General features: G+C 68.6%; 12 protein-coding genes and 2 rRNA genes (1 of these 14 only partly in view). 5 read left to right on the top strand and 9 right to left on the bottom strand.

Annotated features, from left to right (window positions below; genetic code table 11):
* Positions 1-2,696: ribosomal RNA gene (locus ACICHK_RS19230) — 23S ribosomal RNA — on the top strand; it begins 425 nt to the left of the window's first position.
* 89 nt (positions 2,697-2,785) lie between these two features.
* Positions 2,786-2,902: ribosomal RNA gene (gene rrf, locus ACICHK_RS19225) — 5S ribosomal RNA — on the top strand.
* Between the two features lie 148 nt (positions 2,903-3,050).
* Here rrf and ACICHK_RS19220 read toward each other — a convergent pair.
* A complete protein-coding gene (locus ACICHK_RS19220) occupies positions 3,051-3,812 on the bottom strand; it encodes a CDP-alcohol phosphatidyltransferase family protein (RefSeq protein WP_406837886.1) in 762 nt (253 codons plus the stop codon).
* A gap of 151 nt (positions 3,813-3,963) precedes the next feature.
* Between ACICHK_RS19220 and ACICHK_RS19215 the strand changes: the two genes are divergently transcribed.
* Positions 3,964-4,572 (top strand): GNAT family N-acetyltransferase, encoded by a 609-nt coding sequence (locus ACICHK_RS19215; RefSeq protein ID WP_406837885.1) that lies wholly within the window; start codon positions 3,964-3,966, stop codon positions 4,570-4,572.
* Positions 4,573-4,622: 50 nt separating this feature from the next.
* On the opposite strand, the gene ACICHK_RS19210 is transcribed toward ACICHK_RS19215, so the two are convergent.
* From ACICHK_RS19210 to ACICHK_RS19180, 7 genes are all read right to left on the bottom strand, one after another.
* On the bottom strand, positions 4,623-6,287 hold the full coding sequence (locus ACICHK_RS19210) for a type VI secretion protein (RefSeq protein WP_406837884.1): 1,665 nt from the start codon (positions 6,285-6,287) through the stop codon (positions 4,623-4,625).
* A gap of 1 nt (position 6,288) precedes the next feature.
* The gene (locus ACICHK_RS19205; RefSeq protein WP_151472754.1) at positions 6,289-7,713 is read right to left on the bottom strand and encodes an ATP-binding protein; all 1,425 of its coding nucleotides are present in this window, start codon (positions 7,711-7,713) and stop codon (positions 6,289-6,291) included.
* A gap of 14 nt (positions 7,714-7,727) precedes the next feature.
* Complete coding sequence (locus ACICHK_RS19200; RefSeq protein ID WP_151472753.1) at positions 7,728-9,287, bottom strand: SCO6880 family protein; 1,560 nt, start codon at positions 9,285-9,287, stop codon at positions 7,728-7,730.
* Complete coding sequence (locus tag ACICHK_RS19195) at positions 9,284-10,603, bottom strand: hypothetical protein (RefSeq protein ID WP_406837883.1); 1,320 nt, start codon at positions 10,601-10,603, stop codon at positions 9,284-9,286. Before ACICHK_RS19195 ends, ACICHK_RS19200 begins: the two co-directional genes overlap by 4 nt.
* Positions 10,593-11,444 carry a hypothetical protein gene (locus tag ACICHK_RS19190; protein WP_406837882.1) on the bottom strand — a complete coding sequence of 284 codons (852 nt, stop codon included), beginning with the start codon at positions 11,442-11,444 and terminating at the stop codon, positions 10,593-10,595. The genes ACICHK_RS19195 and ACICHK_RS19190 overlap by 11 nt, the downstream gene beginning before the upstream one ends.
* A gap of 209 nt (positions 11,445-11,653) precedes the next feature.
* A complete protein-coding gene (locus ACICHK_RS19185; RefSeq protein WP_037622434.1) occupies positions 11,654-11,962 on the bottom strand; it encodes a hypothetical protein in 309 nt (102 codons plus the stop codon).
* Positions 11,963-12,239: 277 nt separating this feature from the next.
* On the bottom strand, positions 12,240-12,788 hold the full coding sequence (locus ACICHK_RS19180) for a hypothetical protein (protein ID WP_406837881.1): 549 nt from the start codon (positions 12,786-12,788) through the stop codon (positions 12,240-12,242).
* A gap of 374 nt (positions 12,789-13,162) precedes the next feature.
* Between ACICHK_RS19180 and ACICHK_RS19175 the strand changes: the two genes are divergently transcribed.
* Positions 13,163-13,801, top strand: a complete 639-nt coding sequence (locus ACICHK_RS19175) for an SRPBCC family protein (protein WP_406837880.1) — start codon at positions 13,163-13,165, stop codon at positions 13,799-13,801.
* Between the two features lie 25 nt (positions 13,802-13,826).
* On the opposite strand, the gene ACICHK_RS19170 is transcribed toward ACICHK_RS19175, so the two are convergent.
* On the bottom strand, positions 13,827-14,087 hold the full coding sequence (locus ACICHK_RS19170) for a DUF397 domain-containing protein (RefSeq protein WP_406837879.1): 261 nt from the start codon (positions 14,085-14,087) through the stop codon (positions 13,827-13,829).
* Between the two features lie 361 nt (positions 14,088-14,448).
* Between ACICHK_RS19170 and ACICHK_RS19165 the strand changes: the two genes are divergently transcribed.
* Positions 14,449-15,228 carry a trypsin-like serine peptidase gene (locus ACICHK_RS19165; RefSeq protein WP_406837878.1) on the top strand — a complete coding sequence of 260 codons (780 nt, stop codon included), beginning with the start codon at positions 14,449-14,451 and terminating at the stop codon, positions 15,226-15,228.
* Positions 15,229-15,294 lie beyond the last annotated feature (66 nt).

The raw sequence follows: 15,294 nt of genomic DNA, 5'->3' as shown, positions 1-15,294 counted from the left end.
CGAAACGTCAGCGGCTCGTTGGAGAGACACCCAAGTAGCACGGGGCCCGAGAAATCCCGTGTGAATCTGGCGGGACCACCCGCTAAGCCTAAATATTCCCTGGTGACCGATAGCGGATAGTACCGTGAGGGAATGGTGAAAAGTACCGCGGGAGCGGAGTGAAATAGTACCTGAAACCGTGTGCCTACAAGCCGTGGGAGCGTCGGGCAAGCACTTGTGCTTGCCTCGTGACTGCGTGCCTTTTGAAGAATGAGCCTGCGAGTTTGCGGTGTGTTGCGAGGTTAACCCGTGTGGGGAAGCCGTAGCGAAAGCGAGTCCGAACAGGGCGCTTCAGTAGCACGCTCAAGACCCGAAGCGGAGTGATCTAGCCATGGGCAGGTTGAAGCGGCTGTAAGAGGTCGTGGAGGACCGAACCCACCAGGGTTGAAAACCTGGGGGATGACCTGTGGTTAGGGGTGAAAGGCCAATCAAACTCCGTGATAGCTGGTTCTCCCCGAAATGCATTTAGGTGCAGCGTCGTGTGTTTCTTGCCGGAGGTAGAGCACTGGATAGGCGATGGGCCCTACCGGGTTACTGACCTTAGCCAAACTCCGAATGCCGGTAAGTGAGAGCGCGGCAGTGAGACTGTGGGGGATAAGCTCCATGGTCGAGAGGGAAACAGCCCAGAGCATCGACTAAGGCCCCTAAGCGTACGCTAAGTGGGAAAGGATGTGGAGTCGCAGAGACAACCAGGAGGTTGGCTTAGAAGCAGCCACCCTTGAAAGAGTGCGTAATAGCTCACTGGTCTAGTGATTCCGCGCCGACAATGTAGCGGGGCTCAAGCGTACCGCCGAAGTCGTGTCATTGCAGCAATAAGCCCCAACGGGTGCTGTGATGGGTAGGGGAGCGTCGTGTGCCGGGTGAAGCCGCGCCGGAAGGCAGTGGTGGACGGTTCACGAGTGAGAATGCAGGCATGAGTAGCGATACACACGTGAGAAACGTGTGCGCCGATTGACTAAGGGTTCCTGGGTCAAGCTGATCTGCCCAGGGTAAGTCGGGACCTAAGGCGAGGCCGACAGGCGTAGTCGATGGATAACCGGTTGATATTCCGGTACCCGCTGTGAAGCGTCAAACATCGAACCAGGCGATGCTAAGTCCGTGAAGCCGCCCCGGAGCCTTCGGGCAAAGGGGAGTGGTGGAGCCGACGGACCAGACCTGCAGTAGGTGAGTGATGGGGTGACGCAGGAAGGTAGTCCAGCCCGGGCGGTGGTTGTCCCGGGGTAAGGGTGTAGGACGAACGGTAGGCAAATCCGCCGTTCACACAGTCTGAGACCCGATGCCGAGCCGATTGTGGTGAAGTGGATGATCCTATGCTGTCGAGAAAAGCCTCTAGCGAGTTTCATGGCGGCCCGTACCCTAAACCGACTCAGGTGGTCAGGTAGAGAATACCGAGGCGTTCGGGTGAACTATGGTTAAGGAACTCGGCAAAATGCCCCCGTAACTTCGGGAGAAGGGGGCCACGTCCGGTGATGAGTCTTGCACTCTGAGCTGGGGGTGGCCGCAGAGACCAGCGAGAAGCGACTGTTTACTAAAAACACAGGTCCGTGCGAAGCCGTAAGGCGATGTATACGGACTGACGCCTGCCCGGTGCTGGAACGTTAAGGGGACCGGTTAGTCAAGATTCGTCTTGGCGAAGCTGAGAACTTAAGCGCCAGTAAACGGCGGTGGTAACTATAACCATCCTAAGGTAGCGAAATTCCTTGTCGGGTAAGTTCCGACCTGCACGAATGGCGTAACGACTTCTCGACTGTCTCAACCATAGGCCCGGTGAAATTGCACTACGAGTAAAGATGCTCGTTTCGCGCAGCAGGACGGAAAGACCCCGGGACCTTTACTACAGTTTGATATTGGTGTTCGGTTCGGCTTGTGTAGGATAGCTGGGAGACTGTGAAAGCCGCACGCCAGTGTGGTGGGAGTCGTCGTTGAAATACCAGTCTGGTCGTGCTGGATGTCTAACCTGGGTCCGTGATCCGGATCAGGGACAGTGTCTGATGGGTAGTTTAACTGGGGCGGTTGCCTCCTAAAGAGTAACGGAGGCGCCCAAAGGTTCCCTCAGCCTGGTTGGCAATCAGGTGTTGAGTGTAAGTGCACAAGGGAGCTTGACTGTGAGACCGACGGGTCGAGCAGGGACGAAAGTCGGGACTAGTGATCCGGCGGTGGCTTGTGGAAGCGCCGTCGCTCAACGGATAAAAGGTACCCCGGGGATAACAGGCTGATCTTCCCCAAGAGTCCATATCGACGGGATGGTTTGGCACCTCGATGTCGGCTCGTCGCATCCTGGGGCTGGAGTCGGTCCCAAGGGTTGGGCTGTTCGCCCATTAAAGCGGTACGCGAGCTGGGTTTAGAACGTCGTGAGACAGTTCGGTCCCTATCCGCTGTGCGCGTAGGAATATTGAGAAGGGCTGTCCCTAGTACGAGAGGACCGGGACGGACGAACCTCTGGTGTGCCAGTTGTCCTGCCAAGGGCATGGCTGGTTGGCTACGTTCGGGAGGGATAACCGCTGAAAGCATCTAAGCGGGAAGCCTGCTTCAAGATGAGTATTCCCACCCCCTCGAGGGGTTAAGGCTCCCAGTAGACGACTGGGTTGATAGGCCAGATCTGGAAGCCCGGTAACGGGTGGAGGTGACTGGTACTAATAGGCCGAGGGCTTGTCCTCAGTTGCTCGCGTCCACTGTGTTGGTTCTGAAACCACGAACAACCGTCGTAGCCGTATGGCCTCGGCTCCGGTTGACAGTTTCATAGAGTTTCGGTGGTCATAGCGTGAGGGAAACGCCCGGTTACATTCCGAACCCGGAAGCTAAGCCTCACAGCGCCGATGGTACTGCAGGGGGGACCCTGTGGGAGAGTAGGACGCCGCCGAACAAATTGTGAAGAAAACCCCCGTGCCGGGGATACCGGTACGGGGGTTTTCTGCGTTCAGGAACAGATTCCATTCAGTCTCCATTTCCGTCCAGTTTCCATGAGAAAGGGGCGGCCTCCTCGCGGAGGCCGCCCCTTTCTCATGATGTCGTTACTTCAGGCGGGACGACGCGACGATCGAGACGATGTGCGCCGGCACGAGCAGCCACACGATCGCCGTCACGGCGACGGTCGCGATGCGCGTGGCCGTCAGGTCGCCGAGCGCCTGGTCGACGACCGCGGTGACGAGCAGCAGGATGGTGCACTCGATGCCGTTGACCAGGCGGTGGAGACCCACGGCCGAGGCGAGCCGGCGGACCTGCGCGAGACCGCTGGAGCGCGGGACGACGGAGGCGTCGGTCGCCTTCTCCATTCCGCTGTCGGAGCGGGCCACGTGCACCAGGTCGGAGGACGACTTCAGGAGCAGGACGCCGATCGCCGCGGCCAGGCCGGCCACGAGATAGAGGTTCAGGCCGAGTTGGGCGGCGCGGATGCCCATGCCCACCATCACGGCGGCGTCGGCGAGGTAGGCGCCGAGGCGGTCCAGGTAGACGCCGAGCGGGCTGAACTGGCGGCGCCAGCGGGCCACTTCGCCGTCCACGCAGTCGAGCAGCAGGTACAGCTGCATGAAGACGACGGAGAGGACGGCGCCACCGAGGCCCGGCAGGACCAGGGCGACCCCCGAGAGCATCCCGGCGAAGACCATGATGACGGTGATCTGGTTCGGCGAGATGCGGGCGTCGACGAGATGGCGGGTCACGCGCAGGGAGAGGGACCGCATGTAGAGGCGGCCGGCCCAGTGCTCCGCGCGGCTGTCCAGCTTTCCCGTGGGATGGATGACGCTGCGGAGTTCCTCTAGTTGGACTTTGGCCATGCGATGTTCTCCCTGGAGGGCTTGCGCGTGATCGGATCGGTCGGCGATGCGTGCCGTACAGGGAAGAGCATGACGGTGGCCGGGTCGGCGGTGGTCGGCAGGGTGGATATCCGGATGAGCGCGGTCGGACGCGCGTACTACGGTGACTTCCATGACCTCCAGGACCCATGAGATCCGTTCCATACGCTCCGACGAGTGGCGGCAGGTGAAGGAGCTCAGACTCGACGCCCTGCGGGACCCCGTCGCGCACCTCGCGTTCCTGGAGACCTATGAGGACGCGGTCGCCAAGGCGGACGACTTCTGGCGGGACAGGGCGTCCGGAGCGGCCCTCGGGACCACCGAGCGACAGCAGATCGTGGCCGTGGGCGAGGACGGGGCCTGGGCGGGTTCCGTGACCGTGCTGGTCGAGGAGGCCGGGGTGCCCGATGTGTTCGGGACGGTGCCCGAGCACAGGCAGGGGCATCTGGTGGGGGTGTTCGTACGGCCCGAGTACCGGGGGAGTGCGGCCGGGGTGACCCGGGGGCTCTTCGACGCCGCTCTCGCGTGGTCCTGGGAGGCCGGACTCGAGCGTGTGCGGCTGTTCGTGCACGAGAAGAACGGCCGTGCCGAGGCGTTCTACCGGAAGGCGGGTTTCCTGCCCACCGGAGGGACGGCGCCGGTGCCGGGCGGCACCGGCGAACTGGAGCTGGAGTTCGTCATCGGCCGGGACTCCGGTGGCGACTCCAGCGGGGACTCCGGCCGGGACTTCAGTCAGGGCTGAGGGCGGCCGACGGGGGCGGACCGGGTTCTCTGCGCCGGCCGGCCCTCACGTCAGACCGGAAGCTCGTACTGCGGCCAGCGCGAGCGGAGTTGTTCGCGGGAGCGGAGGAGGGCCAGGGTCGGCAGACCGCGGGCCGGGCCCGTGGTCAGCAGATCGGGAAGCTGGGGGAGCGGGGCCACGGCCGCGACGTCGTCCAGGACGAGCGTGAGTGGTGGGTCGAGCCGACCGGAGGATGACCGTTCGGCCATGCGCCGGCCGCGCTCGACCACGCTTGAGGCGAGGGCCGTCAGGAAGGGCATGGCGCCAGGGCCTGCCTTGGGGTCCTCGATGGGTTCACCGATCATATAAAGAGTTCCCCCTTCGTTGACGAAGGAATCCAAGGCGAGGCTGTCATTTCGGTTCGGAGTGCAGGATTCGCGGATGTTGACCGCGGCGAACGAGGACAGCGCACGCGCCGTCAGCTCCTGTGCGATGTCCCGGCGTTCGGGGTGCGAGACGAGCGCGGCCTCCAGCTCGCCGGCGGCGCCGGACGCGGCCTTGGGGTTCGTCCGCAGGGCTCGCACGGCGTCCTGCACCTGTGAGCCCTGGGCCCAGCGGTGGACGTGACGGAACGCCTTGCCCTCCACCGCGGCGGCGTGCAGATAGCTGCGCATGAGCGTTTCCGCGACATCGGCCATCGCCTGGTCCGCCTTGGCGGAGGGACGCACCGGGGCGAGCAGGGCGGCCGCTCTGGCCGCCGCCGTCTCCTTGTCCTCGCAGCCCGCCGCGGGGGACCAGTGAAGCCGGGCCGGGGTGTCGCAGAGGTGGGCCGGGTCGTAGAGGAGGACGGGGCCCAGTTTGGCGCGGGCGTCCTTGGTCTCCGACCAGGTGCGGGGGTCGGAGGTGATGACGAGGGCCGGGCCCTCGGCGTCGCGTACGGCCTGGGCCGCGGTGGGGTGCCGGGCCTCGGCGGGGGCGAGGACGACCGCGCGCCCCGACGTCCAGGCGGGATTCTGCCGGGGTGCCGCCGCGGAACGGGCCGGTGCGGCCCCGGAGGCGACGGCGTCCGGGCCGCCCTCGTGGCCGGGTGCCCGCGTGGCCGCGTGCCCCGGTGCCTGCGTGGCCGCGTATCCCTGCGGCTGTGAGACCACGTGGCCGAGTGTCTGTGCGCTCGTGTGTCCGTGGGCCTGCTGGAGCGGCTGGACGGCGCCCGTCCGGTCGCCCTCGGCCGATCTGGGGGCCGTTTCCAGGGGCTGGGCCGACTGGGCCGGCTGGGTCGGCAGTGTCCGGCGTTCCGTCCTGGCCGGCGGCACCACCGGATCCGGAGCGTCCGTGGGGGCTGCGGACGCCTTGGCCGCCATGGCCTGCGCCCGCCTTCGCTCCCGTCCCGCCCGCCACCGTGCCACCGTGCCCATCACGAACACGGCGAGGACCAGCAGCACCATCAACTGGCCGATGAACAGGCCCCAGAAGAGGCCGTAGCCCGACAGCTGGGAGGCCGGGGTGTCGGGCCAGGCGCCGGCGATGTCGTGCGGCTCGCCGATCAGGTGCCGCATGGCCAGGGGCGTACGGGTGAAGGTGATCGCGTCCGGCCAGGCGCCGCGGGAGAACCAGCCCGCGAGGCCCGTCGCCGTCCAGACCATCAGGGTCATGCCGAGGAGGAAGCCCAGCACCCCGATCAGCAGGCCGTCGGGGATGCCGCCCGGCCCCTCGCGCCGGTCGCCGTCCTGTCTCATCTCACGCCACCGTGGACTCGGCGGAGCCGTCGAGATCGCCCAGGTGCTGTTCCATGAAGGCCGCCGCCCGTTCCTCGGCCTCCAGTTCGGCGGCGCGCAGGGCGTCGTCGGAGACGAGGTCGGTGGACGACTCCGTCATGGCCCGGTCGGTGAAGACCAGCGGGCGTTCCGTCTCGGTGATGAGGTGCTTGACCACCTGGACGTTGCCGTTGACGTCCCAGACGGCGATGCCCGGGGTCAGCGTCGGGATGATCTCGACCGCCCAGCGGGGCAGGCCGAGGACCCGGCCCGTCGACCGGGCCTCGTCCGCCTTCTGGGCATAGATGGTCCGTGTCGAGGCCATCTTGAGGATCGCGGCGGCCTCCTTGGCCGCCGCTCCGTCGACGACGTCCGACAGGTGGTGGACCACCGCCACGAAGGACAGGCCGAGGCGGCGCCCGAACTTCAGCAGCCGCTGGAAGAGCTGGGCCACGAAGGGGCTGTTGATGATGTGCCAGGCCTCTTCCACGAGGAAGATGCGCTTCTTGCGGTCGGGCCGGATCCAGGTGTGCTCCAGCCACACGCCGACGATCGCCATCAGGATCGGCATGGCGATGGAGTTCCGGTCGATGTGCGACAGGTCGAAGACGATGAGGGGGGCGTCCAGGTCGATGCCGACCGTGGTGGGGCCGTCGAACATGCCCCTCAGGTCACCGTCGACGAGCCGGTCCAGGACCAGGGCCACGTCCAGGCCCCAGGCCCGTACGTCGTCTATGGCGACGTTCATCGCCTCGGCCGACTCCGGTTCGGGGTGGCGCAGCTGCTCGACGATGTCGGTGAGCACCGGCTGGCGTTCGACGATCGTCTCGTTGACGTAGGCGTGCGCGACCTTCAGGGCGAAGCCGGACCGCTCGTCGAGGCCGTGGCCCATCGCGACCTCGATGATGGTGCGCAGCAGGGCGAGCTGGCCCGTCGTCGTGATCGAGGGGTCGAGCGGGTTGAGCCGGATGCCCATGTCCAGGGCGGCCGTCGGGTCGAGCCGGATGGGAGTTATCCCCAGCTCCTGCGCGATGAGGTTCCATTCGCCGACGCCGTCCTCGCCCTGGGCGTCGAGGACGACGACCTGGCGGTCGCGGAAGCGCAGCTGCCGCAGGACGTACGTCTTCTCCAGGGCCGACTTGCCGTTGCCGGACTCGCCGAGGACCAGCCAGTGCGGGGCCGGGAGCTGCTGTCCGTACAGCTGGAAGGGGTCGTAGATGTAGCCCTTGCCGGAGTACACCTCGCGGCCGATGATGACGCCCGAGTCGCCGAGACCCGGTGCGGCGGTGGGCAGGTAGACCGCCTGTGCCTGGCCCGTGGACGTGCGTACGGGCAGGCGGGTCGTCTCGACCTTGCCGAAGAGGAAGGACGTGAAGGCGTCCGTCGCGGCGGACAGCGGATCCCGCATCAGTGCATCAGCCCCTACCTGCGGATTCCGGTGGCGAACGGCAGTGTGTTGACGAAGGCGCGGTGGTGCTCGCGGTCGCACCACTCCAGCTTCAGGTACGACTTGCCGGCCGAGGCGCGGATGGTGCGCTTGTCGCGGGCCAGGGCCTCGGGGGAGCGGGAGGAGACGGTGATGTAGCCGACGAGGTTGACGCCCGCGGCGCCGCTCGCCAGGTCCTCGCCGCGCTGGTCGAGGCGGTTGTGCGAGGCGATGTCGCGCGGGTCGACGGTGCGGTTCATCTTGGCGGCGCGGCTGGCCTCGGCCTCGTCGTTCGTCTTCTCGGTCAGCATGCGTTCGATGGCGATCTCGGTGGGTTCGAGGTCCATGGTCACGGCGACCGTGCGGATGACGTCGGGGGTGTGGACGAGGAGCGGGGCGAGGAAGTTGACGCCGACCGGGGTCATCGGCCACTCCTTCACCCAGGCCGTGGCGTGGCACCAGGGCGCGCGGGTGGAGGACTCGCGGGTCTTCGCCTGGAGGTACGTCGGCTCCATGGCGTCCAGCTCGGCCGGCCAGGCGTTGCGCTTGGTCATGGCCTGGATGTGGTCGATCGGGTGGTCGGGGTCGTACATCGAGTGCACGAGGGAGGCGAGCCGTCCCTGGCCGAGCGGCTGGCGCACGCGGATGTCGGCTTCCTGGAGCCGGGAGCAGATGTCGGTCAGCTCGCGGGCCATGACGACGGCGAGTCCGGCGTCCCGGTCGACCTTGCGGCCGCCCTGCGGCCGTGCCGCCCGCGCCATGGCCTGGCCCTCGGCGGCCAGTTCGCGCGAGTAGTGCATGCAGGCGACGAGGTAGGCGCGGTGCTGCTCGCTGCTCGTGGACACCATCGACTGGAGCTGGTCGTACGACTGCTGGAGCCATCCGGGTGCCCGGTCGTCGCCGCGCTGGGAGACGTCCTTGGCGTGGGCGTCCGGGTCGGCGGGGAGGGTGCGGGCGAGCATCTGGAGGCGGGTGACGAAGCCGTCGCCGTTCGCCACGTGCTTGAGCAGCGTGCCGAAGCGGTCGACGAGGGCCTCCTGGTCCTCGCTGTCGCGCAGGCCGACGCCCGGTCCCTCGATCTCGATGGCGGCGGTGACGGTCCGGCGGTCGGCGTGCAGCAGCACGGCGATCTCGTCGGGGCCGAACGGCGCGGCGAGCCAGGAGATGCGCCCGATGCCGGGCGGCGGTCCGATCTCGACCTCCCTGCCGTCGAGGCGGGTGCCGGCCTCCATCACCTGGTTGCGGTACGCCGTTCCCTGGCGCAGGGTCCGCTTGTAGCTGCGGTTGATCTCGAACCACTTGTAGAACGTGCGCCGCTTGTACGGGACGTACACGGCGGCGAGCGCGAGCAGCGGGAAGCCCATGAGCAGCACGATCCGCAGGGACAGGACCGGGACGAGCAGACCGCACATCATGCCCAGGAACGCGCCCGTGATGATGAGCGCGATCTCGCCGGACTCGCGGTTCCGGCCGACGATCGCGTTCGGCCGGGCGCGGCCGATCAGATATGTACGGCGGGGCGTGACCGGATGGGACAGGTGGGACTCGGTCGTCAACGCCCTTCACCTCCCGTGCGGTTGCTGTTGCGGGTGTTGCTTGCGTGCGGGGTGTTGATCGCGCTGCCGCGCGGCGGCGGTGCGGCGGAGGGGACGGATCCGCCGCCTCCGTTCGGCGTACGGCTGCTGTGCGCGGCCACACCGCCGGACGCGGGGTTGGCGGGACGGGGCTGGCTGCTGCCGCCTCCACCACTGTTGTTGTCGGCGCGCGAGCTGTGCGTCTTGATGCCCTGCGCGACGAGGGTGGCCGGCGAGCTGATCACGGCGGCGGCCTTGCCCTCGGCGCCCTGCATGATGCGGTTGTTGCGGGAGCCGGCGATCTCGTCGCCGAAGCCGGGGACGAAGCGGTAGATCATCGCGCTGGCGAAGATGGCGAGCAGGATGATGGCGAGCCCGGAGACGACGGCGGAGAACGCGTCGGGTCCGCTGTCGGAGCTGAGGGCTCCGGCGAGGCCGAGCACGATGACGATGACCGGCTTCACCAGGATCACCGCGATCATGATGCCCGCCCAGCGGCGGACGTGGCCCCACAGGTTCTTGTCGACGAGGCCGGCGTAGACGACGGTGCCGAGGAGGGCGCCGACGTAGAGCAGGGCGGCCCGGATGACCAGCTCCAGCCAGAGGATTCCGGCGGCCAGGATCGAGACCATCGAGACGACGATGAGCATGATGGGGCCGCCGCCGACGCTGTTGCCCTTGTCGAGCGCGCCGGAGAACGTCCCGAAGAACGCGTCCGTCTGGTTGCCCGTCGTCTTGGCGAGCACCTCCGTCACGCCGTCCGTCGCCGAGACGACCGTGTAGAGGATCAGCGGGGTGAACGCCGAGGCCAGCACGGTCAGCCAGAGGAAGCCGATCGCCTCGGACAGGGCGGTGCCGAGGGGGACGCCTCGCACGGCCCGCTTCGCGACGGCCAGCAGCCACAGCAGCAGGGTCAGGATCGTGGACGCCGCAAAGACGACGGCGTACTGCTGGAGGAACTTCTGGTTCGTGAAGTCGACGTTGGCGGTGTCGTTCACGGCGGCGGAGAGTTTGTCGATGGTCCAGGAGGCGGCGTCGGCGCAGCCCTTGGCCAGCGAGGAGAGGGGGTCCAGGGTGGACCCGACACCGGGGTCGGTGGTGAGGCCGGATTTACCGGATCCCTTGGTGCCGCTTTCGCAGTAGTTCCTCGCGGGGCCGTGGATGAGGCTGCAGTGGTTGTCGCTGGGCGAGGGCGACGGCGTGGGCGCGGCGAACGCTCTCGTGGCCAGCAGCACTGCCGTGGCCTGTACGGTCCCGACGGCTGCGGTCAGCTTGAGTACGCGGTGGTTAGCGGGCATACGTGAACCCTCCGTACTCCTCGACGGCCTTCGCGATGTCGTCGGCGCTGGAGGCCCGGTCGTCGCCCGGGACGGGCGCGGGGCCGTCCTTCTGGGAGTGCGAGACGATCTTCCAGTCGCCACCGGTCCACTCCAGCTTCATGGTGATGGTGAACCAGCTGCTGGTGACCGGATTGGTCGAGTTCTCACCGGCGAGACCGAGCAGACCACCGCACCAGACCTCCACGGTCGCCGTGTTGTCCGAGGACCGGGTGGTCTTGGTGCCGATGGGACTCGTGCGTGAGACGAACGTGTATCCCTGCGGAGCTGAGCCGTTCTCGTTCAGCCCCACGTTCTTGTTGAACTGCTGCGTGTACGCCTGGTCCAGCGTCGCCTCGAACTCGGGCACCTTGGCGGGGGCGATCACGGTCGCGAGGATCCGGTCCCGCCGGGACTTGTCGAACATGTCGGCCGAACCCAGCGCCACCGCGTAATTCGCGGCCGCGCTCTGCGCTCCCTCCTCCGTGTGGGGGAAGCCCGACGGGATGCCCGCGGACTTCGTCGTCACCGGGTGGTCGCCGGAGGCCGCGGTGGGGGACGTCTTCGCCTTGTCGCCGCCGCCGTCGCCCGAGGAGGCCGCGTCGTCGCCGCGGTTCGCGAAGGCGATCGCGGCGATGAGCAGGACGACCACGCCGACGACCGTGACCAGGCTCCGCGAGGAGGATCCGCGTCCGCGTCGCGCGCCGCCGTAGACGTCGCCCGGACGGTCGGGCAGGCGGGTACGGGTCTGGCCGGAGCCGCCGTACCCCCCGTCGTCGCCGCGCGGGCCGTCGCCGTACCCGGGTTCGTCACCGAGACTCATGCCGCGTACGCCCCCTCAACCTCTCGCTGAACCACGTAGTACGACGGTAGCCGTGCTGGTTCCCGCGCGGGCGCGGTGTGGTGACTGGACATCAGGGAGTTGCAACCTCAGCCGGTGGGCACGACGGACGGACGGGTCGGTGGAGCGAGGATCCGGGCGCGCCCGGCCGGGTACTGACGGTACGCCGGGTGCGGCGCGGCCCGGCCGGGCTACACGGCCATGCCGTACACGATGGTGAAGAGCGTGCCGAGGGATCCGATGATGAAGACTCCCGTGAGCCCCGCGATGATGAGGCCCTTGCCCTGTTCGGCGCTGAAGGTGTCCCGGAGGGCGGTCGCGCCGATGCGCTGCTTGGCCGCTCCCCAGATCGCGATGCCGAGGCAGAGCAGGATGGCGACCGCCATCACCACCTCGACCATCACCTTGGCTTCGTTGCCCAGGCTGCCGAAGGGGCCCCAGTCCGGGGCGATTCCACCGATGATTGTGTTGATGTCGCCCTTGTCGGCTGCGAAAAGCATGTAAGTCACCGCCCCTGGTGGGTAGTTCTGCACCCCCTGCCCACTGTGCGCAGAGGTCGGGCCCATTCTCGCCGACAATGACGCCTTCGTATGTCGACTTGACGTCATTGGTGGCGGGATTCGTGCGAATTCCTTGCCGCCGGCGTACGCGGGACCCTCCCGGGAGGCGTACGGCGGTATACGAAGAGTCGTATCGTCACTCTGTGTATCACGGCTGGTCACGCCGGGCAATGAGGTGGGAGCGGAACCTGTCGCGTGGTTCCGTCGTTGTCCCCTTCTACGTCTCGCGCGCGGGACGAATTCGAACGGACGCGGTTCCGACGAAGGGGTTCTGACGGTGCGTCGCGCCGGTGTTCCCCGGGTCGCCGGGTCCGCGCGGGGTGGACGCGCCGCTCCGGGAAGCGGAACGGGCCGCGGCTGGTCGCCGCGGCCCGTCCGCCGGGCGGGTGCCGGGGAACCCCACGTCTCCCGGCACCCGCACGCACTGTGGAGGTCGGTCGGCGAGGGCGGTGACTCCCTCCGGGGTGCTGTCGAGGGCGTAGGCGCCCGCGATGATCGGCGCCGAGGCGCTCGTGCCGCCGAGCGCGTACCGGCCCGCGGTGATGCCGTACGAGTCGTACACCGCGACGCCTGCCTTCGTGGGCGTCGCGCGCGCCCTGATCCAGCCGACGTGGGAGGTGATCTCGGCGGGGGTGCCGTGCGCCTGCGCGGACCCGGCGGTGCCGAGGCCCGCGAGGGCGAGGGCGGCGACGCCGACGACGGCCTCAATGGCCCGGTGCGGGGTGCCGCGGGTGGGGGAAGGTCTCCGGGGGAGCGGGGTGCGCAACGTACTGCCTCCTGGGAGCGGTGGACAGGGGCGGTGCGGGTGCGGTTTCCCCGGCGGCGGGCGGAGCGGCCCGCCGCCGACCATCTCTTGTTGAGTACGCGACAACAAGAGGTTCGCGGAAGCCTTACTTCCGCATTGCTGAACGCGGTGGGAGCGTGACCTCCCCGTGGTTCGCGGTTGGTCGGCGGTTGACGGCCGCTTGACCCAACTCACAGCTCGTTCAGGGGAATTGCACGGGTGGTGGTGTCGCGCTCCGCGACCGGCCGAGTGCTTCCGTGATAGGCAACGCGCCGGGGGCCGAGCCCGTGCGGGGGAGCCGAGAGCGTCGCCCGCGGGGTCGGCGACGGCGGGGGAAGACCTCCGGAGGAGCAACCGTGATCGACGTGACCCATCAGATCGACGCCGTGCGCCGTGCCGTCGGCACGCGCGAGTACAAGGGGGGCGTGGCACGCGTGGTGACGCTCGGTCAGGCCTATGACGCGACGGTCGACGACGTCTGGGACGCCTGCACCAGCGCCGAGCGCATCCCCCGCTGGTTCCTGCCCGTCTCCGGTGACCTGCGCCTCGGCGGCACCTACCAGCTGGAGGGCAACGCGGGCGGCACGATCGAGCGCTGCGAGCCGCCGCGGAGCTTCGCCGCGACCTGGGAGTACGGGGGCGAGGTCAGCTGGATCGAGGTCCGCGTGACCCCGGAGGGCGGCCGCACCCGTCTCGAGCTCGAACACATCGCCCACGTGGACGACGAACGCTGGGCGCGGTTCGGTCCCGGCGCGGTCGGCGTCGGCTGGGACCTCGGCCTGCTGGGCCTGGCCGGCCACCTCGGTTCCCCGGGCGGCTTCCTGGACCCGGACGAGAGCGTGGCCTGGATGGGCTCCGACGAGGGCAGGCGGTTCATCACGCTGAGCAGTGAGAGCTGGTACGAGGCGAACGTCGCCGCCGGCGAGCCGGAGGACGGCGCCCGGGGCGCGGCGAACCGGACCGTGGCGGCGTACACCGGAGCCGAACCGGAGTGAGGCCGCCCGCGCTCACCTCATGACCTCACGAGCGGCCTTCGGCGGGCGCCGGGGGCCGTTCGTCCTCCAGCCCCTCGACGAAGTGGTCGAACTCGCCCGCCCGGACCCCCAGGACGAACGCGTCCCACTTCCTGCGGGTGGTCGTGACGACGTTCTCCGGATCGCTCGTCTCCCGGATGCGGACCAGGTCGTCCTCGTCGAAGGCGATCTCGATCCAGGGGCCCGGCCCGGTCGCGTCCTCGGGGGCGGCACGCACCCAGTCGAGGCGGGAGGGGATGTCAGCCACGGTCGTGTTCCTCCTTGAGGGCGTGCGGGAGCGGGCGGAAGGCCGCCGGGGCGGCGGTGGGCACCGCCGCGCGAGGGGCGCCGGTCCCGGTGAGGCGGACCGCGCCGGAGGCGGGCTCTTCCGCCGTGCGGACACAGCAGTCGCCTTCCGGGCGGTACGACGTCTTCCGCCGGGTGATCGGAGACCTCCACGGCCACCGTATCCCCGCTCCGGTCCCGCACCCTCCGACTCCCGCACGATCCGGGCTCCCCGGGGCCACGGGGGTGGCCGGGTACCGGTGGCCGGGCGGGGTCGGCTTCCACAGGTGATACTCGGACGGGTCCGAGGTTTTTCTCACCCGCTTGCGGCAAGGTGAGGGGCGATGAAGAGCATCCGCATCACCCGTCTCCCGGAGACCCGGCGGCCGGCACTGCTCGGTGCGGCCCTCGTGCTGCTGGCGGTGACGTCCTCGTCCGTCGCCGCGGCCGACGACGGCCCCGGACCCTTCGGCGTGACCGTCCGGGCCGCCGAGAACGGCCGGAACGTCCGGGTGGGTGCCCTGTTCCACGGGGACACCGCGAGCGGCGGCGTCGGCGGACACTTCTGCACCGCCTCCGTCGTGCACAGCCGGGGACGCGACCTCGTCCTCACCGCCGCGCACTGCCTGGAGGGGGAGACGCAGCTCTCCTTCGCGCCCGGCTACCGGGACGGCAGGGCGCCGTACGGGTTCTGGGACGTCCAGGGCGTGTTCCTCCCCGAGGGGTGGAGGCGGGACCAGGACGAGGACAGCGACGTCGCCTTCGCGGTCCTCGCCACCCGCGACGGCAAGGAGGTCGAGGACGTCGTCGGGGGCGGGAACGCGTTCGCCGCGCACCGCGCCACCGGTGCCACCGCCGTCACCGTCACCGGATACCCCGGCTCCGTCGACTCCCCCGTCACCTGTACCGACAAGCCCACCGCGTACAGCCGTACGCAGCAGCGCGTCGCATGCCCCGCCTTCGCCGGCGGGACCAGCGGCAGCCCCTGGGTGAACGGGGACGGGGCGGTCGTCGGCGTCATCGGCGGCCACGAACAGGGCGGGGACACCGACGACATCTCGTACAGCGCCGTGTTCGGCACCGAGGCCGAGGAGCTCTACCACGTGGCCGCCCTGGCCGGTTAGCGTTCCTCCGGCGGGACATGCCGCCCTGCCCGTGCGCGCGACGACCCCCTCGCCCGGGGACCCGCC

Source organism: Streptomyces sp. AHU1, from assembly GCF_045343905.1.
Classification (GTDB): Bacteria; Actinomycetota; Actinomycetes; order Streptomycetales; family Streptomycetaceae; genus Streptomyces; species Streptomyces triticiradicis.
The sequence above is the reverse complement of the archived record's forward strand: the minus strand, read 5'-3'. Positions and strand labels throughout refer to the sequence as shown.

Bases quoted from the DNA above. Each gene is read 5' to 3' on its own strand.
- ACICHK_RS19190 (WP_406837882.1), bottom strand. From the start codon at position 11,444: ATGAGTCTCGGTGACGAACCCGGGTACGGCGACGGCCCGCGCGGCGAC.
- ACICHK_RS19185 (WP_037622434.1), bottom strand. From the start codon at position 11,962: ATGCTTTTCGCAGCCGACAAGGGCGACATCAACACAATCATCGGTGGA.
- ACICHK_RS19210 (WP_406837884.1), bottom strand. From the start codon at position 6,287: ATGAGACAGGACGGCGACCGGCGCGAGGGGCCGGGCGGCATCCCCGAC.
- ACICHK_RS19220 (WP_406837886.1), bottom strand. From the start codon at position 3,812: ATGGCCAAAGTCCAACTAGAGGAACTCCGCAGCGTCATCCATCCCACG.
- ACICHK_RS19205 (WP_151472754.1), bottom strand. From the start codon at position 7,713: ATGCGGGATCCGCTGTCCGCCGCGACGGACGCCTTCACGTCCTTCCTC.
- ACICHK_RS19195 (WP_406837883.1), bottom strand. From the start codon at position 10,603: ATGCCCGCTAACCACCGCGTACTCAAGCTGACCGCAGCCGTCGGGACC.
- ACICHK_RS19165 (WP_406837878.1), top strand. From the start codon at position 14,449: ATGAAGAGCATCCGCATCACCCGTCTCCCGGAGACCCGGCGGCCGGCA.
- ACICHK_RS19215 (WP_406837885.1), top strand. From the start codon at position 3,964: ATGACCTCCAGGACCCATGAGATCCGTTCCATACGCTCCGACGAGTGG.